Here is a 21,265-nt window from a genome sequence, read left to right as displayed (position 1 = left end):
GTCATGATGGGAGAAAGTACGAAGATCAGCGTCGAGACGTCCGGGAAACTGGAAAACGCGATGAAGGTCGCTTTTGCATCAAAAGATATGGAGACGGTCAACGCGCACTTCGGAGGGGCGAAGGAGTTCGTCGTCTACAACGTCTCCAAGGACGGCTATGAGCTTAACGGCGTGATCAAGTCGGATACGTCCGGGCTGACGGGCGACGACAAGACCGATTTCAAGGTGCAGTGCCTCGAAGGGATCAACATCATGTACGTCGAATCCATCGGCGGTACGGCAGCGGCCAAGGTGATCCGTGCGGGCATCAACCCGATGAAGGTCCCCGACCCGCGCCGGATCGAAGAGATCCTGGGGGAACTGGTCGAGATGATCAACGGCAACCCGCCGCCATGGGTCAAGCGGATCATCAACATGGAAACCAAAGAGGACCCGCGCCTGGCGCGCTGGGCCGTCGAATAACCGTCGCAAGACGCAAGCAACATCAAAAGAAGGAAAACAATGAGCGATACGGCACTTGAAATCAATGCATTCACCGAGGAGCTGATCCGTCAGCTGCGCGCAACGGACCAGTTCGGTAACTGGTCGAAAATGAGCGACGAAGAGCTTCTGACGAAAAAATACGTCAAAACGAAAGAGCAGCTCAAGGAGATCCCGATCATCGCGGATATCGATGAGATGCTCATCGGCGAGATCAAGATGATCTACAAGGCGATCGCCCTGCAGTTCGAACGCAAAACGGGCGTCATGTGTAACGTCGTTATGGAGATGAGCCACGAAGGGTTCGGACGCTGTATCGTCATCGCGGACAAGATCGTTCTGGTGGACAAGTATTTCAAAGACGCACACCGCTTCAGCTTCCGTACCCTCGACAAACTATACGAGGACGGTCAGAAACTGCTCGACAGAGCGTTCGAGATCTACGAACAGTACAAACCCTGCAAAGACAAAGCTTAATTACAACAAGGAGAGAGACACATATGGCAAACGTAGGTATTTTCGTCGGTAGCAGTACCGGTGCGACACAGGAAGTAGCGGAACTGCTCGAAGAGCAGTTCGAAGGCGCAGAAGTGATCAATATGGAAGAAGATTTCGACGATCTCGAACAATTCGACGATTTCGACGTACTGCTGATCGGCTCCTCCACGTGGGGTCAGGGCGACCCGCAGCGTGACTGGGTCGATCCGATGATGGAACTTGAGAGCGAAACCCCCGATTTCAGCGGCAAGAAAGTCGCATTTTTCGGTGCCGGTGACCAGGATACGCACGGCGAGGAGTTCGTCAGTGCCCTGGTGAAGTTCAAAAACCTCTTTACCCAGCTCGGTGCGGATACCGAATACGGCTACTGGCCGACGGAGGGGTACACCTATAAGTTCTCCGCCGCAGAGAAAGACGGCAAATTCGTCGGTCTCGCGATCGATAAAGTCAACCAGGAAGACCTGACCGAAGAGCGCGTGAGCAGCTGGGCTGGCCAGCTTAAACAGGAGATGGGACTGTAAGACAAATTTGTCACCTTTTCAGTCCCTTAAATGATTCTTTCGACAGAAAACTAAAGAATCAAAATTGCAAATCACTTAGAAAGGATAGATGATGGGTACACTCACAGAGTTTCAATCGCTGACCGATGCCGAAGACTATTTTGATTTCTTCGATCTCGATTATGATGAGCGTCTGGTCTATGTCAAACGGTTTCACATTTTGAAGGAGTTTGGTGCGATGATGGATCGCGCCATCGGGAGCGATCTCGAAGGTGATGACAAACTGCTTGAATACTACAAGTTTGCACTCATCACCGTGTACAAGAATTTCGAGAACGGCTATGCCCCGTCCGCGGCGGACGTCTGGGATATGTTCGGAAAAGAGAGCGCCTGCGGGACCTGCTCGACATCGGAGAGCTGCAGCGACGTCGAAGAAGTGAGCAACGGCGTTCACGCCTGTACAAGCCAGGCGGATCTCAGCTTCAACTAAAGATGCGATGCTCCCGGGATTCCGGATAGGCCAAACGAATAAAATACAGGAGGTATGCAATGGATGAAAATCAAATGTCGACTGCTGACAGCAAAATGATATCCCCCTCAAAGAAAGATGCCATTCTCCCGGTCTTCCGGATCGGCCAGCGGGTCAAAATCACGAAGGCGATCCGCAATGACGGGACCAACCCGTTCCACCCGCGTGACGGCATTCTGATCGAACCGGGTGCCGAGGGGTATGTGACGAATATCGGTGACTTCCTGCAGGTGATCCGCGTCTACGACGTCAAGTTCATCGAGGAGGGCTCCACCTTCGGCTGCCGCGAAGGCGAGCTTGTCGCCGTCGAGGAGGAAGACGGCTACGACGAGGTGGAGGACGAGCTGCGCTGGATCCGCGAACACCGTGCCAAGCGCGAAGCGGAAAAGCTCGCCAAAGCCGCCGCAGAAAAAGAGGCTGCCGAACTCGCCGCAAAAGGGGCGCAATCCCAAGATGAAGGAGACATCGCCTGAATTTTGGGTATTGACGAACTTGATGCATCTGCCATGATGCAGCGAGGGATTAAATAGAAGGAGAACGACATGGCAAACGTCATTTTTTGCGGATTTGGCGATGGCATGGACAAGCGTGTACAGGCCCGTACCGGCGACGTGCTTCTGCGTGTAGCGGAGAGCAACGGCGTGAAAATTCCGACTGAGTGCAAGGACGGGACGTGCGGTAGCTGTGCGGTAAAGATCGAAGATCTCAGCGTCGAAGAGCCAATGAACTCTATGACCGAAGACTATGATGCGCATGCGCAGTCTTACTATATGGAAGACAAAGAGCTCGACACCCTGGTCGAAATGGGTGCGATTACGAAAAAAGAGGCGGAAGTTGCCCAGCAATTCAACCGCCAGACACCGATTCGTCTCGCATGCCAGTGCATTGTAAGAAGCGATATTATCGTTAAACCATTCGAGTAAAAAAAGGAGATAAAGATGACAACACGTGTAGAAATTATGAACGACTTCCTGGCGATCAACGTTAAGCCGGGTAAAACGATTCAGGACATTGTTGAAGCGTCAGGTTCTGCCCTGCCGTTCGGTTGCCGTGACGGCGAATGCGGGACCTGCGTGGTCTTCGTTGAGTCCGGTATGGACTTCCTCAGCGACATGACGGACAAAGAAAAAGCGGTCATGAAAACACTGAACGAATCCAACCCGAAAGCACGTCTGGCCTGTCAGATGAAAATTGCTCAGCCGAACGGTCTGGTCCGCCTGAAGTACTAATCTTCCCGAAGGGTTTTCCCCTTCGGACTCCTTTTCCCCCTACATTTTCGAAACCCTTAGAACAAAACTTGCAATTTGTGCAATAAATGCACAAAATATATCCACATTACCGTATCACAATATTTGCAGCAGGGGTATGATTAGACGATGAAACAAGCTTTAAACCTCAAACAGAAACAGCTGCCGCGCCTCTCCATGCAGACATGGCTGCCGCTGCTACAGTGTTCACTTTCGGACCTGGACAAACACCTGCAGGTCATTTCGAGTGAAAACCCCTGTCTTGAAGTTTCGTCGGGATTCGAAGTCTCGGAGAGCTCTTCGGAACGATCGCATCGCGCCTACATGGAGTACCAGAACCATGTCTCCAACGCGTCCAGCGACGAGATCGAGTGGCTGAGCGTCTCGAGCCAGTCTCTGTATGAAAGACTCGACGAGCAGATCGCCGCGCCGCTCTTCCCGACGCCGATCTCGCAGAAGATTGCACGGCAGATCATCTACTACATCAGCGACGAGGGGTACTTTGAAGGCTCCGTTGAAGAGATTGCCGAACAGTGCGATACCGATGCGCAGCAGGTCGAGAAGGTGCGCCAGCGTTTTGCCTACCTGGAGCCTTCGGGCGTCGGGGCCAAGGATTACAAGGAGTCTTTTCTCTTCCAGCTCAACGAGGTCGACATGGACGATGAGCTGAGCATCCTCGTCAGTGCGATGATCACCCGTTTTGAGTCGATGGAGAAGTTCGTCAACCACCCGCGGCTTCACGACGCGAAAGAGGTGATCAGTCACCTCAAGAACCCGCCTGCGCTGGAGTACATGGAGAGCGAACCGCCGGTACTGCCGGACCTCTACGTTGCCTTCCAGGGGGGCGAGTTCACCATCAAGATGAACAACGCCTTCTACCCCGACCTCAAAGTGACGCAGATAGACAAGTACGACAATTTTGCCAAACAGAAGTTCAAAGAGGCACGCGAGCTCGTCAAGCTGCTCGACCTGCGCAAGGCGACGCTTTACAACGTGACCCTGGTGCTGCTGGAGAAGCAGTACGCCTTCTTCATGGGCGGGGAGCTGCAGCCGCTGAAACTGCAGGACGTGGCGGACGAACTCGGCTTTAACGAATCGACGATCTCACGCGCCATCAGCGACAAGTACCTGGAAACGGAGCGGGGGGTGTTCGCCTTCAAGGATTTCTTCTCCAACGCGATCGGGAACGTCTCCACGGCGGAGATCAAACACTTCCTGGAGCGGCTGGTCAAAAGCGAGGATCATGACAAGCCCTTCAGCGATAAGATCCTGCATGAGAAGATCGAAGCGCGCTTCGGGATATCCATGGTGCGGCGCTCCATCGCGAAGTACCGCCAGGAGCTGGAGATTCCGCCCTTCAAAGAGCGGCGTTTTCTTTATAAGCTGGCCGAGCGCTGAGGCTCAGCTCGCCGGGGTGTCGATCGCGGTGTAGTAGCTGTCAAAGTGCAGCGCGCGCTCGTCGTTGTCGCTGTGGCGCAGCGCCGCTTCGTTGATTTCGCCGGTACGGATGCGTTCGACTTCCAGGACCGGCGTCACCCACATTTTGCCGCTTCCCTTGCCGAGATCGCGGGTATTGCAACGGATCGCCTCTTTGGCCGCCTCTTTGAAGAGTTCGTTCGAAACGACGATGTCGAGGCGGATGTTCTCATCGAGTTCGACGGGGCCGGCGTCGTCAAACGCCAGCCCGCCCTTACCGATGACCTCGCTGATGGTGACGCCTTCGATAGCGTGCTCTTTGAGCTCCAGTAACACATCACTGAGGCAACTGCGGTTGAAGATGGCAGTCAGTTGGTACATGGCTGATCCTTTCATTGGATTACCATAGATACTGCATAAGGCATTCCCGATGTCGGAGGGTGACAATTTTGTCATCGCAACGTTCTTTTACCGGGGGGGCTCGACTGGAACACCATTTGCATTATGGCCGGTAGAAATCTTTTTTAAAAGGGGTCACAAAATGGCTAGAGATGATTTGATCGGCGGAGCGCTCTGGGAGGAGTACTCAACCGAAGTACAGCGTAGAATGAACGATCCTATCAATATGGGAGAACTCACTGAAGCCGATGCCGGCGATGATAAACTCGTTATCGCCGATTTCGGTGCAGAGAGCTGCGGTGACGCCGTACGCCTTTACTGGCTGATCGATCCGTCAACGGACACGATCAAGGTCAGCAAATTCAAAAGTTTCGGTTGCGGTACGGCGATCGCCAGTTCCGATATGATGGCCGAACTCTGTATGGGTAAGACCGTCGACGATGCGCTGAAAATTACGAACATCGACGTCGAAAAAGCGCTGCGCGACGATCCGGATGTTCCGGCGGTTCCGGGCCAGAAGATGCACTGTTCCGTTATGGCCTACGACGTCATCAAAAAAGCGGCTTCCATCTACAAGGGTGTCGATATGGAGAGCTTCGAGGATGAGTTCATCATCTGTGAATGTGCCCGTGTCTCCCAGGATACGATCCTGGAAGTCATCAAGCTCAACAAGCTCAAATCCATCGAAGAGATCACCGACTACACCAAGGCGGGCGGTTTCTGTAAATCCTGTATCAAACCGGGCGGCCACGAGAAGAAAGACGTCTACCTCGTCGACCTGCTCTCCCAGGCGCTCGAGGAGCTCGCTGCCGAAGAGAAGAGCCGCAAAATCATCGAAGCGAAGGGCGACGGTACCTTCGAATCCATGGGCCTCGTTCAGAAGATCAAAGCGGTCGAGTCCATCCTCGAAGAGTATATCCGCCCGACCCTCAAGGCCGACGGCGGTGACGTCGAACTGCTTGACATCGTTGCGAACGAAGGCAAGTGGGATGTCCTCATCAAGTACCAGGGCGAGTGTATGAGCTGTTCCATGAATACGACGACGACGCTGGCGGGTATCGAGGATATGCTCAACTTCAAACTCAAAGCTCCGATCAAGGTAATCGTTACTTAATGGCCACGTACGCGACCAAAGAAGGCACATTCGGCTACCTGAAACAGTTCCCGAAATTCAGTCGGGACTTCTACCGCTTCAACGGCGAGGCATTCCTCTCGTCGATGGGGCTCGGGACCTTCCGCAAAGAGCCCTACCGCGAAGAGAACTATGTTCTCAACTATAAAGACGCGGTGAAGATGGCGGTGCAAAACGGCATCAACGTCATCGATACGGCGATCAACTACCGCTACCAGATGAGCGAGCGTGAGATCGGCGAGGCACTTGCCGAGCTTTTTGCAGAGGGCAAAGCAACCCGCGAACAACTGTTTATCACCTCCAAGGCGGGATTCATCCCCCTGGATTTCCCCTTCCCGGACCCTTACGAGTGGATCAAAGCGAATATGCTCGATGCGGGGCTCGCAAGCAAGGACGACATTGTCGTCGACCAGCACTGCATGAATCCGAAATTCCTGCGCTGGAGCGTGGAGACGTCGCTCAAGAACCTGGGCATCGAGACGCTCGACGCACTCTTCCTCCACAACCCGGAGACCCAGCTGGGCTATGTGGATTACATGACGCTCCGCCTGCGTATCGCCGAGGCGTTCAAACTCTTCGAAGCGCTGGTGGCCGAAGGCAAGATCCGCCACTACGGGATCGCGGCATGGAACGGCTTTTTGTACGAGGCAGGGCACACCGAGTATCTCAGCCTCAAGGATATCGTCGCCATCGCCGAAGAGGTCGGGGGGCCGGAACACCACCTGCGCTATCTCGAAATCCCGTTCAACCTCGCCAAAACGCATGCCTATACCTATGCCAACCAGAAGGGACCGGACGGCCGCTATTACACGCTGCTCCAGGCGGCGTACGGCTACGGCCTGCAGTGCTTCGCGGCGTCGTCGCTGCTGCAGATGAACCTCTTCAAGGGCAGGTTCGACACCCGCCTGGCCGAGCTGATGGGTACCGGCGAACTGACCGACATTATCAGCGCACTGCAGTTCGCCCGCTCCGGCGGGATCCTGAGCGCGCTCTTCGGTGCCGTCGACCCGCAGCACGTCGAGGACAACCTGCTGCTGGCCTACGTACCGCAGCTCCCCCAGGAGACGATGAACAAGGTCGTAAAGGGCGAGTATGCTGTATGATGTGATCGTCGTCGGAAGCGGGATCGCAGGTTTGCATGCAGCACTTTTTGCCAAACGCGCGGGCTGCCACGTCGCGGTCCTCACCAAAAGCAATCCTTTCCGTTCCAACTCGGCCGTAGCCTCGGGCGGGATCAACGCCGTCATCAACGTCAGCGAATACGATTCCGTCGAGCGTCACGTCAACGATACCTTCGACGGTTCGGACGGACTGGCCAATCTCGGCAACATCCGCAAAATGTGTGCCCAGGCCCCCGAGATCGTGCATGAACTCCGGGATATGGGAGTCGGGTTCGATACCGACGACAAAGGGGAGATTGCCCAGCGCCCCTTCGGCGGTGCGAGCGCGAACCGTACCTGTTACATTGCCGACCGGACGGGCTCGGCCATCGTACAGACCCTTCTGATGCAGTGCCGCAATGAAGGCGTGCATATCCTCGCGAACCACAAGTTCCTCAACATCTGCAGTTTCAAGGAGAAGCTCTCCGGTGTGACCGTGCTGCGACGCCGCGATTCGCAGGTGATCGCCTTTGCCTGTAAATCGCTCATCCTGGCCGGCGGCGGGTATGCGGGGATCTTCCGCGGCCACTCCACCAATGCACAGGAGAGCTCCGGCGATGTCATCGCGGCGGCGCTGCGGGCGGGGCTGCGGCTCTCCAACATGGAGTTCGTGCAGTTCCACCCGACGACGCTCGCGACGAACGGCTCGCTCATCAGCGAAGCGGCGCGGGGCGAAGGGGCCTACCTTGTCGACGAGACGGGGACGCGTTTCACCGACGAGCTGCAGACGCGCGACAAGCTTTCGCGCGCCGTTACCGAGCATATGCGCGAGGGCCACACGGTCTACCTGGACTTCCGCCATCTGGGCGAAGCCCTCATCGACGCCAAGCTCCCTTCCGCGCGGAAGATGGCCCTTAACGGTGCGGGCATCGACATCACCACCGAGCTGCTGCCGATCACGCCCTCGGCGCACTACACCATCGGCGGGATCTGGACGCGCGACGACACGTCGACGGACATGCCCGGGGTCTTCGCCTGCGGCGAATGTGCCGTGACCGGCGTACACGGCGCCAACCGCCTCGGCGGAAACTCCCTGCTGGAAGGGGCCTATTTCGGCCGCCAGGCGGGCATCGAAGCGGCGCGCTATGCCCGCCGCCGCGAGTTCCGTCCCATCGACTACCGGGACGTGGACAAGGAGAGCCGTCGTGTCGAGCTGATTCTCGACGGGGACAACCTCTACAACATCAACGCCATGCGCAAGAACCTCGGCGAATCGCTCTTCCGTGACGCCGGGGTGTTCCGAAACGAAGAGACGCTCTCGAGCGCGCTGGAGTACTCGCACTACCTCATGGGCAGAAAGCACGGGCTGCACTGTATCCACAAGGAGCGGGACAACAACGTCGAACTGGCGTCGATCCTCGAGTTCGAGAATGCCCTGACCATTGCCGAGGCGATGATCCTCTCGGCGCTCAAGCGCAAAGAGAGCAGGGGGGTGCACTACCGCGTGGATTATCCCGAGCGCGACGACCGCTATTTCAATGCCGCCTCCTACATCAAACTGATGGGGCGCGACTACCTGAAAATCTCGTTCGAGCGGGTCGTGCGCGGCGGTTTGTGGCACCACACCAAAAAAGTCCTGGCTTCCATCAAAGTCTGAGATCCATCTAACAACAAAGGAAAAACAATGGCAAAAGTAATGTTAAGAGACAATGGGGACGGACAGATCCTCTTCTACGTGGCAAAGAAGGACATGGAGGAGATCATCAAGGAGCTGGAGTTTGACAGCGAAGAGAAGTGGGGCGGAAACGTCAGCCTGACCAACGGGGACGTCTGGTACATCAAGCCGGGGCCGAAAAACCTCCCCGACGAAGTCGACGCCAAGATCATTACCCGCGGCGACGACTGATCGCGCATTAGCGCGGTTACGGGCCTAGCGCCCGCCGAACGCCTTCTTCATGCGTTTGATACTGGACTGCTTTTTCTTCAGCAGGTCCACCGTACACCCTACCTCACCGGCATCCGCCTCTTCACACATGGCGAAATTTCCGATATGCTGCGACAGCAGATCGTTTACGCCTTTATCGCTCTGAGCATCTTTGAGTTTGCTGCAAAATGCAGAATCGACACTGTCAATGAACTGTACTTTTCCGTCGGAAAAGATAATCTTTGTGGTCAAGGAACACCTCGTTAGTAAAATAAACACGCAAAATATTACCACATAAAAAAGTAAATTGATCAAATAATATACAAACTAATTTCTGCAGATAAAAAAAAATATGTTATGGGGGATGCCGGCCCGAAAAACAGGGCAGGCCGGTCGGGTCAGTGGCGGATGGAGAGGTTGTTCTGCTTGATCGTTCCGATGAGGCGGTTGATCTGCTCCATGCGTTCTTCCTCTTTTTTGATGCAGTTGATCGCGTCGAGGTTGAACTTGTCGAGTTTCTCGTCGAGGTAAGAAGTCGTGAAACGCCCCTCGATGAAGTCCCGGTCGCGGACGATCGCCTTGTGCAGCGGGATGTTCGTCGGCAGCCCGTCGATGTAAAACTCGTCCAGGGCGCGGCGCGCTTTTCTTACGGCCCCCTCCCAGTCCAGCGACCAGATGATGAGCTTGCCGATCATGGAGTCGTAATCGGGCGGGATGACGTAGCCCGCGTAGAGGCTCGTGTCGAGGCGGACGCCGGGGCCGCCGGGCGCCATGTAGTTCGTGATCTTCCCGCAGGAGGGGAAGAACTGCTTCTGGGGGTCTTCGGCGTTGATCCGGAACTCGATGGCGTACCCGCGGAAGATGATCTCTTCTTGCAGGAAGCGGAGCTTGTCCCCCGCGGCGATCTCGATCATGCGCTGGATGATGTCGATGCCGGAGATGAGCTCCGTGACGGGGTGCTCCACCTGGACGCGGGTGTTCATCTCGATAAAGTAGACGGTATCCGCTTCGTCGACGAGAAACTCGATGGTCCCCACGCTCTCGTACCCCAGGCGGAACATCGCCTTGGTGGAGATGCGGAAGATCTCTTTGCGCACCGCGTCGTTGAGACGGGGGGAGGGGGCGATCTCGATCACTTTCTGGTGGCGGCGCTGGATGGAGCAGTCGCGCTCGCCGAGGTGCACGACGTTGCCGTACTTGTCGGCGATGATCTGCACCTCGATATGGCGCGGATTCTCGACGTATTTTTCAATGAAGACATCCCCCTTGCCGAAGAACTTCTTCGCTTCGTTCGTCGCGGAGTCGAAGAGTTCGTCGAACTCCTTCTCCTTGCGCACAATGCGCATCCCGCGACCGCCGCCGCCGAAGGCCGCCTTGATGATGACGGGGAAGCCGATTTCCGCCGCGACCTTCGCCCCCTCTTTTTTGTCGGTAATGGCCGTCTGGGTCCCCTCGATGACGGGGACGCCGATCGCTTTCATCGCCGCCTTGGAGGCCGTTTTGTCGCCGAAGAGCATGATGTGTTCCGCTTTCGGGCCGATAAAGATGATGCCGGCACGGCTGCAGGCGTCGGCGAACTCGGCGTTTTCACTGAGAAAACCGTAACCGGGATGGATGGCGTCGCAGCCCGCTTTTTTTGCCAGCGAGATGATGCGGTCATAATCCAGGTAGGCCTGCAGGGCGTTGCCGAGGATGGGGTAGGCCTCGTCGGCTTTGCGGACCCAGATCCCCTCGGCGTCGACTTCGGAAAACATGGCGACGCTGGTGATGCCGAGCTCTTTGCAGGCGCGGATGATGCGCAGGGCGATTTCGCCGCGGTTGGCGACCAGGATCTTGGTAATCGTTTGCATTCAGACTCCGTTTCGGATGCCTCCGGACATCCAGATTCAAAAGGATGGAGACATTTTAGAGGGTTCTCAAAAATATTTCTTTTGCTTTATTGCTTTTTACATGGGTTATATATGTGAGTTTTTTTTCTATATAGTGTGAGTAAAATTGTCTATTATTGCTATAATGAGGGCATGAGAAAAGAGACGCTTCAGAAACATACGAAGATCGCCAACGACATCCTCTACTATATCTATACCCATATCGAAACGCATATCGACCTCGAAGAGCTCAGCCGCGACCTCAAAATCAGCAAGTTCCATATGCACCGGATCTTCAAGGAGATGTTCGGCCAGAACATCTATGAAAGCATCAAGTCGATCCGCCTGCAGAAAGCCTCGAGCCTGCTCATCACCAACCGCTATTCGACGATCTCGGAAGTGGCCGCACAGTGCGGCTACAGCTCGCATTCATCGTTTATCAAAGCGTTCAGGATGCGGTTCGGAAAAAGCCCGAAACGGTGGCGGGAAGGGGGGTATAAAACCTATTCGGACCGGCTGCTACGCCGTGCGGGAATAGAAACGGCGAAGCTCTCCGAATTTGACGGTATGGAGCCCGTCATCGAGAAGCGGCCGGAGCTGGAGAGTTACTATATCCGTCACAAAGGGTATGACAGCATGATCAAGCCGACGTGGCAGAAACTGCAGACCTGGGTCCTGGACAACGGCCTGTCGGACTACCGGCAGATCGCGCTCTTTCACGACAACCCGACGGTGACGCCGCTGGAGGAGTGCCGCTATATCGCCTGTATCGAGACGGACGAGAAGGTGCGCAGCGACCGCCTTCCGAAGTTCAAGATCGCGTCGGGGATCTACGCCCGTTTCGATCTGCAGGGGCGCCATGAGGATTTCCTGCGTTTCATTCACTGGGTCTACCATGTCTGGCTGCCGCGCAGCGAATACGAAACGACGACGAAACCCTCCTACGCCGTCTACCGCAAGAACAACTTCCTCTGTGAAGACGGGACGTTCGATCTCAGCTTCTATATCTCGATTCGTTACTGATCACAGCCCGTAGACGAGGGCGGCGGGGGCGCTGTAAAACACCATGGTCGCGCCGCATCCGTTACAGGCGAGACCGGTGCGCAGCGCCTGAAGCTTCTGATGATAGTAGTGCATTGCCATTTATAACTCCTTGTTATAAGGAGATTGCAAACGGCGTTCCAGGGTTTTTAAGCGGTGAGGAACTACTGCTTGCGCCCGAGGAACCAGCTCTGCTTGTCATCGCGGCAGACCGGTGTGACGCCTTTGGCGCTTTTGCTGCAGCTCTCTTTTTTACGTCCGAGGAACCAGGTGTCGTACGTCGCACCTATTGCCGGTGAGACCTGTGTGTTTTCTGATGTTGCGTGTGCCATGATAAATCTCCTTGGTTGGGGTTAAGACACCTAGATGTCGATGTCGTACTTTTTGATCTTGTAACCGATCTGGCGCGGGGTCATGCCCAGCTGGGCCGCAGCCTTCGTCTGGATCCCGCGGTTCTCGATCAGCGCCTGGATGATGGACTCTTTCTCCAGCTCCTGCAGGGTCGCCTTGGTGACCGGGTGGGATTCCGCAGGGGCGGCATGCGCCTCTTCGACATGCGGCGGGGCGACCGGCGGCACGGACTGCACCGTAGGCTGCGCTGCCGGCTCGGGGGCGGCCGTGTTGTAGAGTTTCTGGTAATTGAACGGCAGGACATGGTTGAGCATCTCCGGCTGGACTTCGCCCTCGGGGCAGATGAGTACCAGGCGCTCCATCGTGTTCTGCAGTTCCCGGATATTGCCCGGCCACGGGTAATCGAGCAGCAGCTCCATCGCCGATTTGGAGAGGCTCATGTTCTTGTTGTGCTCTTTCATGAACTTTTTCATGTAGTGCTCGATCAGCAGTTTGACGTCCTCGTAGCGCTCGCGCAGCGGCGGGAGGTTCAGCGGGATGACGTTGAGGCGGTAGTAGAGGTCCTCGCGGAACTCCCCTTTTTTGACCATCTCTTCGAGGTTTCGGTTCGTCGCGGCGACGAGGCGGACATCGGTCTTGACCGTTTTGGTCCCGCCGACGCGTTCGAACTCCTGTTCCTGGAGGATACGCAGCAGTTTGACCTGGAGCGACGAGGTGATGTCACCGATCTCGTCGAGGAAGAGGGTACCGCCGTCGGCCAGTTCGAAACGCCCTTTGCGCATCTCTTTGGCATCGGTAAAGGCGCCCTTCTCGTGACCGAAAAGTTCGGATTCGAGCAGGGTTTCGCTGATGGCGGCACAGTTGAGCTTGATAAAGGGACCGTTTTTGCGGCGGCTGAGGTTGTGCACCGCCGTCGCGATGAGCTCTTTACCCGTACCCGTCTCCCCGCGAACGAGGATTGTCGCGTCGGTCGGGGCGACGGTTTCGAGCATGCTGAAGATCTGGCGCATTTTCGTGCTCCGCCCGATGATGTTCTCAAAGCGGTGCTCGCTGAGCATCTCCTCTTTATAGTACATTTTGAGCTGGTTGAGCTGCTCTTTTTCCTTGATGAAACGCTGCTGGATGGCAAGCGTTCCGCTGAAGAGCGATCCGACGATCGTGAGCATACGGACGATCTCGTCGAAGTTCAGCGGGGTGTCCGGCCCGAGGTTGGCGGAGATGACCCCGGTGACGGCGTCGTCCTGGATGACGGGAACGGCGACGTAGGAGACCGATTTGCTGTTGACGACGCCCATCTTGTTAAGGTAGTCGATACTGTTGTGGATATTTTCGATGACGACGGGTTCGCCGCCGGCAGCGGCAAGGCCCGTCGCGCCTTCCCCGAGCTTGTAGGTCGCCATCAGGCGCTGCTGTTCGGTGAGGTCGATCGAGGCGTAGAGCTCCAGAACATCCTCTTCGTTGAGCAGGAAGAGGGCGCAGCGTTCGAGATAGTTGTGACGTTTGAGCAGGCGCATGCCCTGTTCGATCGTCTCTTTGATATCTGTCGTGCTGGCCAGGACAACGGCAATCTCGTAAAGCAGTTCGATCTCTTTGTAGGCAAAGGTCAACGAACAGGTTTTACATTCCGGCCTGTCGGGGATCGCTGGGGTGTCATACATCATTACTGTTTTTCTTTCTTTTACGGGTTAGTAGCTTTTACACACTTGCGTGAATCAATATTCAGGTGTTATTATAGACCAACCTAGTACCACAATCCGACAAATATGTAGTATAAAAAATAGGCATACGTACATATTTAACAAGAACGTTTTTTGCATTTGATTGGCAAATCTCACAGAGGATATGTTATGGAAATCACGGTACACGGCACCCCGACACCCCTTATCGGAAAGCAGCCCAATGTGGGCGGAGAAGCCCCTGCAGCACGCATCACGAAGCTTGACGGATCACAGAACGTCATCGGCATGATCGCCCCCAATACCCAGTTGCTCATTGCCATTCCTTCGCTGAAAACGGAAGTCTGTTCCCTCGGCGCCAAAAAATTCAATGATCTGCTCAAAACCTACAAGAAACTCAATGCCATCATGATCACGACGGATGACCTGGATTTCGTCAAAGATTTTGCTGAAAAAGAGTCTATTGACGCTGCGGACCTCGTCGTCGACCCGGACCGCAACTTCGCCAAGAAGTACGGCCTGCTGATTAGCGAGGGCAAGCTCAAAGACCGTATGGCCCGCGCCGTCTACGTCATTGACCGCGACGGCGTCGTCGCCTACCGCGAGATCGTTCCCGAGATCGTCGACGAAGTCAATTACGATGCCTGTATCGAGGTCGTTGACAAACTGGTCAACGAGAAGAAGACGGGGCACGGCCATTCGCACGAAGAGTGGATGAGCGTCTGATCCGCTTTTGATAAAGGAGCCCGTCATGGCAGAGAACTATATTGCGTGGTTGCTGGCACGCGGATTTGACCCCAGTGACCTGGAATCCCGGGCCTTCAACGGCAACACGCCGCTGCTGCAGGCGGCGCTGGAAGGCAACGATATGATGGTCGAGCGCCTGCTGGAAGCGGGGGTGGACCTTTATGCCGTCAACAACGACTTTAACGGTGTTTTTTTCAACGCCTGTTATGCTGACAGTGCCGCGATCATCGCACGCCTTTTCGCTGCCGGCGCGGACATCGACGACATCAACGAGAACGGCGAAACCCCGCTGATGTATGCCGTTTCCGCTTCCCGTCTGAACAGCGTCAAAGCCCTTCTCTCTCTGGGCGCCGACAAGTCTATACAGAACATGGACGGCTACTGCGCCATCGATTTCGCCGTCAACCGGGACGTCCTCAATCAGCTGCGCTATGCGTGAGCTCTATGACGCGACGGCGCTGACGCCGCTGCGTGTCGCCCGTTCCGGCGGCTACATCGACTGGTCTTCACAGCCCTCCCTTTTCAAGCAGTACCCGGAGTTCCTCTACCGCGTCGGTTTCGATACGCACGAGGAGCTCGCGCCGCTGGGCCTGGCACGCTGTGTCACGTTTGAAGGGAGCGTCGGCGGTAAACCCTACCTGCGCCTCAATACCCCCTCTGCCGGCAATCTCCACCCCGTGGAGCTCTATGTGCAGGTGCGCGGGATCAAGGGGATCCTGAGCGGGATCTACCACCTCGATGCCCTGAAGGGGGAGCTGGTGCTGATCCGCGAATGCGGCGCGGAGGGACTGGAACACTTCGTCGGGATGGAAACACGCTTCGAGGGTTTCATTTTTGTCGTCAGCGTCGTCCCGTTCCGTTCCGAATGGAAGTACGGCCACCGCGCCTGGCGCTACTGCTACATGGATGCCGGCCACCAGATCGGCGCGCTTTGCGCGGCGATGGATGTACACGGGCTTGATACCGTGCTGCTGGACGATGTGGATTTTCCCGGCCTGAACCATATTATGGGCTTCAAGCAGCAGGAGTTCGTCTGTTCGGTCATGGCCGTCGGGAAGGCGGGCGAAAAACCCGCAAAGCTCCCGAAAGCGCCGCTGATGCAGGTGGCGCCGACCGATTACGACGAGAGCGACGGGGTCGTACCGGGCTGGATCGTGCAGCACCACCCCGTCGGCAGGACCCTGCCGCCCCGGATGCGCAGCACCGACGCGACCCTGCAGCGCGCCCGGCGCTCCGCCCGGGTCTTTGCCGGAAAGACGATGCGCGCGGAGGCGTTTGAACGCATTATGCATACGCTCACGCGAACGCCGGAGTGGATGAACGCCTACGCGATCGTGCTCCGGAATGACCGCGCCCCGGCCGGTCTCTACCGCGGCGGCGAACGGATCAAGGCTGGCGACTTCGCCGAGGTGGCGGCCTCGATGCTGGTCGACCAGCGTTTCGTCGCGAACGCCGAGATCGTGATGGTGCTCAGCAGCGCGCAGTACGATGCGGACCTGCAGATGGCCTCGGCCGCCTTTGCACACGGCCTCTCCTTGGACGCCGCCGCCCTGGGCGTCGGCTATACGGCCATAGGGGCTTTTTACGATAAGAAGCTGCAGACCTTTTTGGAGACGCCGGAACACATACTCTACGTCGGCGTCTTCGGTCTGGAACGGTAGGGTGGATGGAGGTACCCTTAATATGAATGTCAAAAAGATGAACAAAGCACACAATTCCGAAGCACAGAAGATACTGAACATCTACCGCTTTTACCAGAAAGACGGGAATCTGTACCTCACCGCGGACGACGAAACACTCGATGCCATTTTCGAGGCGGTCGTCGACGCCATCAACGACTGCGGCCCGCTCAAGGCGACGCTCCCCTACAACGAGTTCGTGCATCCCAGCAAGATGACGGCGGAGGGGGACCCAGGCTGGGTCGGCCATTTCGAGGAGCGGGACAACCGCCGCTTCTTCCTCAGCGACATTCATGATTATCTCTATCTGCTCTACGGCAGACAGTAGAACGGTATTTGCATGCTGATGAGTTATATACAAGGAGATTCCATGACTGCGATCATGCCGCCTGAACATGTCAAAATGTATGAAGACGTCAAGACACTCCTCTCCGCGTATGCGGTCAACTACTATGCCAAAACCGTCCTCGCCCCGCTGGTCGCGCAGAAGTCGCTGCTGATGGACCACCTGTACGAGGACATGGGCTTCCACAGTCGCACGGAGATGGGGGCGTTCATGAAAAAGAACTTCCCGGAACTGGCGGCGGAGAAACCCAAGGACAAGCTCTGGAAAAAATACATCTACGACCGGGTCAATGCCATCGCGCCGGCCTGCGCCACCTGCGACGATCAGCTCACCTGCTTCAAATGCATGGTCAAAGAGCTGACTGCCTGAACCCCCGGGCATCCGCACGCTAAATACTGAAAGGAACGCTAACCCTCAATGACGACACCATCCATTTCAACCACGGAACTTTACGACCATATCGATACGCTGATCAAAACGGATACGCCGCTTTTTATCCACGGCAGCCCCGGAATTGGGAAATCCTACATCGTCGCCGACGTGGCCGAGAAGAACAAACTTGAACTGGTGGATGTGCGCCTGTCGCAGATGGACCCGGTCGACCTGCGGGGCGTCCCGGCGATCCGCGACGAGCAGACGGTCTGGATGCCGCCGGTCTTTTTCCCGAAAGACCCCGACTCCGAGGGGATTCTCTTTCTCGACGAACTCAACTCCGCGCCGCCGTCGGTCCAGGCGGCCATCTACCAGCTGGTGCTCAACCGCCGCATGGGAGAGTACGACCTTCCCAAAGGGTGGCGGATCATCTGCGCGGGTAACCGCGTCAGCGACCGCGGGGTCGTCTTCCGCCTGCCCACCCCGCTGGCCAACCGGATGGTGCACCTGCATGTCCAGGCCCGCTTTGAGGACTTCAAGCTCTTCGCGCTGAAATCGAAACTGCACCACTTCGTCATCGGGTTCCTGGGCTTCCGCCCGGACCTACTCTCGACCGAACCGGTCGTCGAGGACGACGCCAACCCGGCCTTCGCGACGCCGCGCAGCTACCACATGCTCTCGGACATTCTGAAATCCAGCATGGAAATCGGCAAGATCGCCCCGGTCATCTACGGCACCATCGGCTACGCCGCCGGGATCGAGTTCGTCTCCTACGTCAAGGTCTACGAGGAGCTGCCGGACGTCGCGGCGATCTACGAGGGGCATTACCCGCAGATCGAGAACCAGCCGGCACTGCTCTACGCGCTCGTCTCGGCGCTCGTCGAGTACTACAACGGTTCCGACACCCACAAAGACCACCTCTTCGCCTACAGCGAAACCCTCCCGACGGAGTTCGGCGTCATGCTCGTCAAGGACGTCATTGTCAAGGACGAATCCATCGCGACCCACGGCGCCTTTGACGCCTGGCTTGCGAAGTACGGGGAGTACATCCTCTAAGACGCTTCCCCGCGTCACGATCTCCCCACGATTTTTTTCTATGCTTTTCCTATCAAACGAAAAAAGGATAGAAGATGCGATACTTACTGCTTGCACTCATCCCACTGCTTTTTACCGGCTGCGTCGTTCGTGCGCCGTACGCCCGTCATGTCGAACCCGTCATCTACTACGAGCCAAGTTACCCGGTTGTATACGGAGAGAGCCGAACCGTCTATAAAAAACAGAGTAACGGCCACGGCCACGCCTACGGACACCATAAAGAGTACCGCCACTAAAACCTCCCCCGGGACGTTCACCGGCGTCCCATCCTCCATTTTCTGTATTTAATAGTTTTGTTTTGTGTTAAGTTGACAGGTGGTATATTGATCCGCATCTATATACAAAATGTATGATTAACACGATTTTTCAATAGATAATTGAACATTTTGTACGTTGAATAAAGAGTTAAATGAAGCAGTAAATGAGCAGAAGAAAAAAAATCTTTTTATTCATGATTATTTCTCTAGCATCCATACTTTTCATCAATAGGTATGGTTCTACTATTGTTGGCAGAGCTTATCTCCTTTATGAAATATTCACTGGTGGTGGCACCCAGGAACATATATCCGATTATCCAAAAGTCGGCCAAAGAATCAGATTCAAACAACCTATTGGCTACACAGTAAGAAAATTCCGTTCAAATGTCCCAATAGTGAATGAAATAAAGAATGAATTGTTCATAGTTCATCCAAAAAGAGGAAGTGATGCCCTCAATGAATACATACTAAGTGATACTGATTTCACGATAACCGATGTATACACATATAAAGATATCGCCAATCCACAGACATATTTTTATGTGCTGACTGATCAAAATAATGTCCGCTATATCATTCAAGAAAAACACTTTGAATGGTTGCTTAAGCCAGTTTATGCCGATGCAAAAGCTCCAGTAAGTTTATTTGACGATCTCTATCGCAACAAAACCTCCGTCCATATGAAATTCACTGCCATGAAAGAAAAGAACCCACGATTGATCCCGGAATATTTTTCAAAATGTGAAGTGCAGGACTTTTCTATATTAAAATGGGAGCAAGAGGCGTTAGCAACTGTAGACTTTAATCAACTGGTTTGTTTATATCAATATTTCTGGAATGATTTTAATAGTAAGGCTTTTCCCATTTCATTTGAGGTTCTAGAAGAAAATGACACTTAACAAATCAGAGGAGACCAATCAAAAACCCACAAGCGGCTTTTTGATTGCTCATTTTAAACGTTAGAGTACATAAACATGAACAATAGGATTTTTAATGGATGAATTTGTAGACGCAGTAACTTCTCGATTTAAATCACCATATTTTGGTTATGCTTTACTGGCTTTTTTTGCATTGAATTGGCGCGGAATATTCTTATTGACCGTTACTGATGCAAGTCCACAGGATAGATTAGCAGCATTTGATAGTGTAACTGATATCTACACATTACTAATATTACCGCTACTTACTGGGGCAGCAGTCGCCGCTTCTTCTCACTGGGTGAGATTTGTTTTTGGATTGATTGCCAGAAAACCACTCGAACTTATTGATAATATGCATCTCGAAACTGAACATAAAAAGACTATACGTCAGACAGAACTAGAGCAGTCAAGAACAGAATTATTTGCTTTAAAAGAAAAAGAACTTATTGATAGAGCTAAGCGGGATGTAGAAGTTGCGGAAATCAGTGATAAATCCCTCAAACAAAAACTCAGTGCAGAAATTGAAAGTCTTAGACGTGAGCGCGATGAATTATCTAAGAAAACTCATGAAATCCAACTCTCAAAAGAAGCTCATGAACTTTTGAAGGCAGCAGCTTCAAATAAGAATGGCACAATAATGAAACCTCAAACTATTAACAAACGAAGTATTCAAGCTGGAGGCCTTATCTTTGGCAGCGAGAGTCAGCGTGATTTTGTTAAATATGAAGCTGCCCTAGATGAGCTAGTAAATCATGACTTAGTAAAAGATAGGGGTTATAAAGGTGAGATTTATGAACTGACCCACAGTGGTTGGCAATTTGCAAGTGCACTCTAACAAATCAGAGGAGCCAATCAAAAACCCTCAGGCGGCTTTTTGATTGCTCATTTTAAACGTTAACTTTTACAGGAGTTCCATTGGAATCGTTTAGCATCCTTTTATCATCTAGTGTACTTGCTGCCCTTATTGCAGCCATCGTATCTTTGCGAACTAATGAAAGAAACATACAAATTAAAAACGTTACACAAGAACGCGCAAAATGGCGTAACGACATGCGTAATCTTGCTGACTCGCTAATCAAGGCAACCCGGGCTGGAAATTTTCAGGATGTTGGATTTCATTGCTCCCAACTTGCGTTGAATGTAAACCCCTTTGACCCTGAAGATATAGCGATAATCCAAGTTGTTGAGCTGCTAGCTACAGCTGAAGACAAAGACATGCAAGTGAAAGAATTTACTGAACGTATGGCGCTGCTTCTTAAACACGACTGGGAACGCGCAAAGCGTGAGGCACGCCCTTGGTTCTTTCGAGGCAGCGAACCTCGACGTATCCCGTACGCCGAATTCAAAGGAGAATGTGTCACCGCGCATCCCTCCAAATCATCACGCAGAACGTCACTCGCACTATTTTTACCTTTTGTTACGTTGTCGTTTTCAGCTGGAATCATATTTTTTCTTGCTGTTGGCCTAACTGAACCGTTTCAGACTCTTGTCAAGATTTTTAATGATTCAAATACTAATAAGTCCATTGGTGCTTGGGTACAATTCATTTTTTGGTCTGTTGTTTGTGGCTCTCTGTGGTCAGCCGCTTATCTTTGGTTCAAAGGGAGCGAAAAAAGGTTTCTCGAAATTTGGTTTGAAATTAAGAGTTAACAAATTACAGGAGCCAATCAAAAACCCGCGGACGGCTT

Annotated in this window: 28 protein-coding genes; 23 read left to right on the top strand and 5 right to left on the bottom strand. The window is 54.2% G+C overall.

Annotation, left to right across the window (positions count from 1 at the left end):
- The first annotated feature begins 3 nt into the window (after positions 1-3).
- The 8 genes from nifX to rpoN all read left to right on the top strand — a co-directional run bounded on the left by nifX (position 4) and on the right by rpoN (position 4,652).
- The gene (gene nifX / locus WCX49_RS07695; RefSeq protein WP_345984515.1) at positions 4-462 is read left to right on the top strand and encodes a nitrogen fixation protein NifX; all 459 of its coding nucleotides are present in this window, start codon (positions 4-6) and stop codon (positions 460-462) included.
- Positions 463-501: 39 nt separating this feature from the next.
- Complete coding sequence (locus WCX49_RS07690; RefSeq protein WP_345984514.1) at positions 502-957, top strand: NifX-associated nitrogen fixation protein; 456 nt, start codon at positions 502-504, stop codon at positions 955-957.
- Between the two features lie 23 nt (positions 958-980).
- Positions 981-1,499, top strand: coding sequence for a flavodoxin (locus WCX49_RS07685; RefSeq protein ID WP_345984513.1), 519 nt, complete (start codon positions 981-983; stop codon positions 1,497-1,499).
- A 91-nt stretch (positions 1,500-1,590) separates the two neighbouring features.
- The gene (locus tag WCX49_RS07680) at positions 1,591-1,968 is read left to right on the top strand and encodes a nitrogenase-stabilizing/protective protein NifW (protein WP_345984512.1); all 378 of its coding nucleotides are present in this window, start codon (positions 1,591-1,593) and stop codon (positions 1,966-1,968) included.
- 59 nt (positions 1,969-2,027) lie between these two features.
- Positions 2,028-2,480 carry a nitrogen fixation protein NifZ gene (locus tag WCX49_RS07675; protein ID WP_345984511.1) on the top strand — a complete coding sequence of 151 codons (453 nt, stop codon included), beginning with the start codon at positions 2,028-2,030 and terminating at the stop codon, positions 2,478-2,480.
- A 69-nt stretch (positions 2,481-2,549) separates the two neighbouring features.
- Complete coding sequence (locus WCX49_RS07670; RefSeq protein WP_345984510.1) at positions 2,550-2,930, top strand: 2Fe-2S iron-sulfur cluster binding domain-containing protein; 381 nt, start codon at positions 2,550-2,552, stop codon at positions 2,928-2,930.
- A 15-nt stretch (positions 2,931-2,945) separates the two neighbouring features.
- Positions 2,946-3,236 carry a 2Fe-2S iron-sulfur cluster binding domain-containing protein gene (locus WCX49_RS07665; RefSeq protein ID WP_345984509.1) on the top strand — a complete coding sequence of 97 codons (291 nt, stop codon included), beginning with the start codon at positions 2,946-2,948 and terminating at the stop codon, positions 3,234-3,236.
- A 147-nt stretch (positions 3,237-3,383) separates the two neighbouring features.
- Positions 3,384-4,652, top strand: coding sequence for an RNA polymerase factor sigma-54 (gene rpoN / locus WCX49_RS07660; RefSeq protein ID WP_345984508.1), 1,269 nt, complete (start codon positions 3,384-3,386; stop codon positions 4,650-4,652).
- A gap of 3 nt (positions 4,653-4,655) precedes the next feature.
- Here the strand turns inward: rpoN and WCX49_RS07655 are convergent, their stop codons facing one another.
- On the bottom strand, positions 4,656-5,051 hold the full coding sequence (locus tag WCX49_RS07655) for a P-II family nitrogen regulator (RefSeq protein ID WP_345984507.1): 396 nt from the start codon (positions 5,049-5,051) through the stop codon (positions 4,656-4,658).
- Positions 5,052-5,211: 160 nt separating this feature from the next.
- Here WCX49_RS07655 and WCX49_RS07650 point away from each other — a divergent pair, with 160 nt between their 5' ends.
- The 4 genes from WCX49_RS07650 to nifT are packed head-to-tail and all read left to right on the top strand — an operon-like array spanning position 5,212 to position 9,207.
- Positions 5,212-6,183 (top strand): iron-sulfur cluster assembly scaffold protein, encoded by a 972-nt coding sequence (locus WCX49_RS07650; protein WP_345984506.1) that lies wholly within the window; start codon positions 5,212-5,214, stop codon positions 6,181-6,183.
- Positions 6,183-7,304, top strand: a complete 1,122-nt coding sequence (locus WCX49_RS07645; protein WP_345984505.1) for an aldo/keto reductase — start codon at positions 6,183-6,185, stop codon at positions 7,302-7,304. Before WCX49_RS07650 ends, WCX49_RS07645 begins: the two co-directional genes overlap by 1 nt.
- Positions 7,294-8,958: an FAD-dependent oxidoreductase gene (locus WCX49_RS07640; RefSeq protein ID WP_345984504.1), complete on the top strand. Its 1,665-nt coding sequence runs from the start codon at positions 7,294-7,296 to the stop codon at positions 8,956-8,958. Before WCX49_RS07645 ends, WCX49_RS07640 begins: the two co-directional genes overlap by 11 nt.
- Before the next feature lie 27 nt (positions 8,959-8,985).
- Positions 8,986-9,207 carry a putative nitrogen fixation protein NifT gene (nifT, locus tag WCX49_RS07635; protein WP_345984503.1) on the top strand — a complete coding sequence of 74 codons (222 nt, stop codon included), beginning with the start codon at positions 8,986-8,988 and terminating at the stop codon, positions 9,205-9,207.
- A gap of 24 nt (positions 9,208-9,231) precedes the next feature.
- Here nifT and WCX49_RS07630 read toward each other — a convergent pair whose 3' ends face one another.
- Positions 9,232-9,477 carry a hypothetical protein gene (locus WCX49_RS07630; protein ID WP_345984502.1) on the bottom strand — a complete coding sequence of 82 codons (246 nt, stop codon included), beginning with the start codon at positions 9,475-9,477 and terminating at the stop codon, positions 9,232-9,234.
- A 146-nt stretch (positions 9,478-9,623) separates the two neighbouring features.
- Positions 9,624-11,075 carry an acetyl-CoA carboxylase biotin carboxylase subunit gene (locus tag WCX49_RS07625; protein ID WP_345984501.1) on the bottom strand — a complete coding sequence of 484 codons (1,452 nt, stop codon included), beginning with the start codon at positions 11,073-11,075 and terminating at the stop codon, positions 9,624-9,626.
- 171 nt (positions 11,076-11,246) lie between these two features.
- Here WCX49_RS07625 and WCX49_RS07620 point away from each other — a divergent pair, with 171 nt between their 5' ends.
- Positions 11,247-12,116, top strand: a complete 870-nt coding sequence (locus WCX49_RS07620; RefSeq protein WP_345984500.1) for a GyrI-like domain-containing protein — start codon at positions 11,247-11,249, stop codon at positions 12,114-12,116.
- Positions 12,117-12,298: 182 nt separating this feature from the next.
- On the opposite strand, the gene WCX49_RS07615 is transcribed toward WCX49_RS07620, so the two are convergent.
- Both WCX49_RS07615 and nifA read right to left on the bottom strand, forming a co-directional pair.
- Positions 12,299-12,466: a hypothetical protein gene (locus WCX49_RS07615; RefSeq protein ID WP_345984499.1), complete on the bottom strand. Its 168-nt coding sequence runs from the start codon at positions 12,464-12,466 to the stop codon at positions 12,299-12,301.
- A 30-nt stretch (positions 12,467-12,496) separates the two neighbouring features.
- Positions 12,497-14,092 (bottom strand): nif-specific transcriptional activator NifA, encoded by a 1,596-nt coding sequence (gene nifA, locus WCX49_RS07610; RefSeq protein WP_345984498.1) that lies wholly within the window; start codon positions 14,090-14,092, stop codon positions 12,497-12,499.
- A gap of 240 nt (positions 14,093-14,332) precedes the next feature.
- On the opposite strand from nifA, the gene WCX49_RS07605 reads away from it, so the two are divergent.
- From WCX49_RS07605 to WCX49_RS07560, 10 genes are all read left to right on the top strand, one after another.
- Entirely contained in the window at positions 14,333-14,887 is a 555-nt protein-coding gene (locus WCX49_RS07605; RefSeq protein ID WP_345984497.1) for a redoxin family protein, read from the top strand.
- A gap of 25 nt (positions 14,888-14,912) precedes the next feature.
- The gene (locus tag WCX49_RS07600) at positions 14,913-15,347 is read left to right on the top strand and encodes an ankyrin repeat domain-containing protein (RefSeq protein WP_345984496.1); all 435 of its coding nucleotides are present in this window, start codon (positions 14,913-14,915) and stop codon (positions 15,345-15,347) included.
- The gene (locus WCX49_RS07595) at positions 15,340-16,569 is read left to right on the top strand and encodes a nitroreductase family protein (protein ID WP_345984495.1); all 1,230 of its coding nucleotides are present in this window, start codon (positions 15,340-15,342) and stop codon (positions 16,567-16,569) included. The genes WCX49_RS07600 and WCX49_RS07595 overlap by 8 nt, the downstream gene beginning before the upstream one ends.
- A gap of 37 nt (positions 16,570-16,606) precedes the next feature.
- A complete protein-coding gene (locus tag WCX49_RS07590; protein ID WP_345984494.1) occupies positions 16,607-16,915 on the top strand; it encodes a hypothetical protein in 309 nt (102 codons plus the stop codon).
- Between the two features lie 42 nt (positions 16,916-16,957).
- Positions 16,958-17,302 carry a nitrogen fixation protein NifQ gene (locus tag WCX49_RS07585; RefSeq protein ID WP_345984493.1) on the top strand — a complete coding sequence of 115 codons (345 nt, stop codon included), beginning with the start codon at positions 16,958-16,960 and terminating at the stop codon, positions 17,300-17,302.
- A gap of 48 nt (positions 17,303-17,350) precedes the next feature.
- Complete coding sequence (locus WCX49_RS07580) at positions 17,351-18,361, top strand: MoxR family ATPase (protein WP_345984492.1); 1,011 nt, start codon at positions 17,351-17,353, stop codon at positions 18,359-18,361.
- A gap of 74 nt (positions 18,362-18,435) precedes the next feature.
- The gene (locus tag WCX49_RS07575; protein ID WP_345984491.1) at positions 18,436-18,636 is read left to right on the top strand and encodes a hypothetical protein; all 201 of its coding nucleotides are present in this window, start codon (positions 18,436-18,438) and stop codon (positions 18,634-18,636) included.
- 185 nt (positions 18,637-18,821) lie between these two features.
- Positions 18,822-19,556: a hypothetical protein gene (locus WCX49_RS07570; RefSeq protein ID WP_345984490.1), complete on the top strand. Its 735-nt coding sequence runs from the start codon at positions 18,822-18,824 to the stop codon at positions 19,554-19,556.
- A 94-nt stretch (positions 19,557-19,650) separates the two neighbouring features.
- On the top strand, positions 19,651-20,412 hold the full coding sequence (locus tag WCX49_RS07565) for a hypothetical protein (protein ID WP_345984489.1): 762 nt from the start codon (positions 19,651-19,653) through the stop codon (positions 20,410-20,412).
- Between the two features lie 80 nt (positions 20,413-20,492).
- Positions 20,493-21,227 (top strand): hypothetical protein, encoded by a 735-nt coding sequence (locus WCX49_RS07560; RefSeq protein WP_345984488.1) that lies wholly within the window; start codon positions 20,493-20,495, stop codon positions 21,225-21,227.
- The last annotated feature ends 38 nt before the right edge of the window (positions 21,228-21,265 follow it).

It is taken from the genome of Sulfurimonas sp. HSL-1656 (genome assembly GCF_039645585.1).
GTDB classification, from domain to species: domain Bacteria; phylum Campylobacterota; class Campylobacteria; order Campylobacterales; family Sulfurimonadaceae; genus Thiomicrolovo; species Thiomicrolovo subterrani.
This window is presented reverse-complemented; position numbering and strand designations above follow the sequence as displayed.

Excerpts from the sequence above, each read along its gene's own strand:
- WCX49_RS07600 (WP_345984496.1), top strand. The coding sequence starts at position 14,913 with ATGGCAGAGAACTATATTGCGTGGTTGCTGGCACGCGGATTTGACCCC.
- WCX49_RS07665 (WP_345984509.1), top strand. The coding sequence starts at position 2,946 with ATGACAACACGTGTAGAAATTATGAACGACTTCCTGGCGATCAACGTT.
- WCX49_RS07615 (WP_345984499.1), bottom strand. The coding sequence starts at position 12,466 with ATGGCACACGCAACATCAGAAAACACACAGGTCTCACCGGCAATAGGT.
- rpoN (WP_345984508.1), top strand. The coding sequence starts at position 3,384 with ATGAAACAAGCTTTAAACCTCAAACAGAAACAGCTGCCGCGCCTCTCC.
- WCX49_RS07680 (WP_345984512.1), top strand. The coding sequence starts at position 1,591 with ATGGGTACACTCACAGAGTTTCAATCGCTGACCGATGCCGAAGACTAT.
- nifX (WP_345984515.1), top strand. The coding sequence starts at position 4 with ATGATGGGAGAAAGTACGAAGATCAGCGTCGAGACGTCCGGGAAACTG.
- WCX49_RS07645 (WP_345984505.1), top strand. The coding sequence starts at position 6,183 with ATGGCCACGTACGCGACCAAAGAAGGCACATTCGGCTACCTGAAACAG.
- nifT (WP_345984503.1), top strand. The coding sequence starts at position 8,986 with ATGGCAAAAGTAATGTTAAGAGACAATGGGGACGGACAGATCCTCTTC.
- WCX49_RS07575 (WP_345984491.1), top strand. The coding sequence starts at position 18,436 with ATGCGATACTTACTGCTTGCACTCATCCCACTGCTTTTTACCGGCTGC.
- WCX49_RS07590 (WP_345984494.1), top strand. The coding sequence starts at position 16,607 with ATGAACAAAGCACACAATTCCGAAGCACAGAAGATACTGAACATCTAC.
- WCX49_RS07595 (WP_345984495.1), top strand. The coding sequence starts at position 15,340 with ATGCGTGAGCTCTATGACGCGACGGCGCTGACGCCGCTGCGTGTCGCC.
- WCX49_RS07570 (WP_345984490.1), top strand. The coding sequence starts at position 18,822 with ATGAGCAGAAGAAAAAAAATCTTTTTATTCATGATTATTTCTCTAGCA.
- WCX49_RS07685 (WP_345984513.1), top strand. The coding sequence starts at position 981 with ATGGCAAACGTAGGTATTTTCGTCGGTAGCAGTACCGGTGCGACACAG.
- WCX49_RS07640 (WP_345984504.1), top strand. The coding sequence starts at position 7,294 with ATGCTGTATGATGTGATCGTCGTCGGAAGCGGGATCGCAGGTTTGCAT.
- WCX49_RS07675 (WP_345984511.1), top strand. The coding sequence starts at position 2,028 with ATGGATGAAAATCAAATGTCGACTGCTGACAGCAAAATGATATCCCCC.
- WCX49_RS07650 (WP_345984506.1), top strand. The coding sequence starts at position 5,212 with ATGGCTAGAGATGATTTGATCGGCGGAGCGCTCTGGGAGGAGTACTCA.
- WCX49_RS07690 (WP_345984514.1), top strand. The coding sequence starts at position 502 with ATGAGCGATACGGCACTTGAAATCAATGCATTCACCGAGGAGCTGATC.
- WCX49_RS07585 (WP_345984493.1), top strand. The coding sequence starts at position 16,958 with ATGACTGCGATCATGCCGCCTGAACATGTCAAAATGTATGAAGACGTC.
- WCX49_RS07625 (WP_345984501.1), bottom strand. The coding sequence starts at position 11,075 with ATGCAAACGATTACCAAGATCCTGGTCGCCAACCGCGGCGAAATCGCC.
- WCX49_RS07565 (WP_345984489.1), top strand. The coding sequence starts at position 19,651 with ATGGATGAATTTGTAGACGCAGTAACTTCTCGATTTAAATCACCATAT.
- WCX49_RS07655 (WP_345984507.1), bottom strand. The coding sequence starts at position 5,051 with ATGTACCAACTGACTGCCATCTTCAACCGCAGTTGCCTCAGTGATGTG.
- WCX49_RS07580 (WP_345984492.1), top strand. The coding sequence starts at position 17,351 with ATGACGACACCATCCATTTCAACCACGGAACTTTACGACCATATCGAT.
- WCX49_RS07670 (WP_345984510.1), top strand. The coding sequence starts at position 2,550 with ATGGCAAACGTCATTTTTTGCGGATTTGGCGATGGCATGGACAAGCGT.
- WCX49_RS07620 (WP_345984500.1), top strand. The coding sequence starts at position 11,247 with ATGAGAAAAGAGACGCTTCAGAAACATACGAAGATCGCCAACGACATC.
- WCX49_RS07605 (WP_345984497.1), top strand. The coding sequence starts at position 14,333 with ATGGAAATCACGGTACACGGCACCCCGACACCCCTTATCGGAAAGCAG.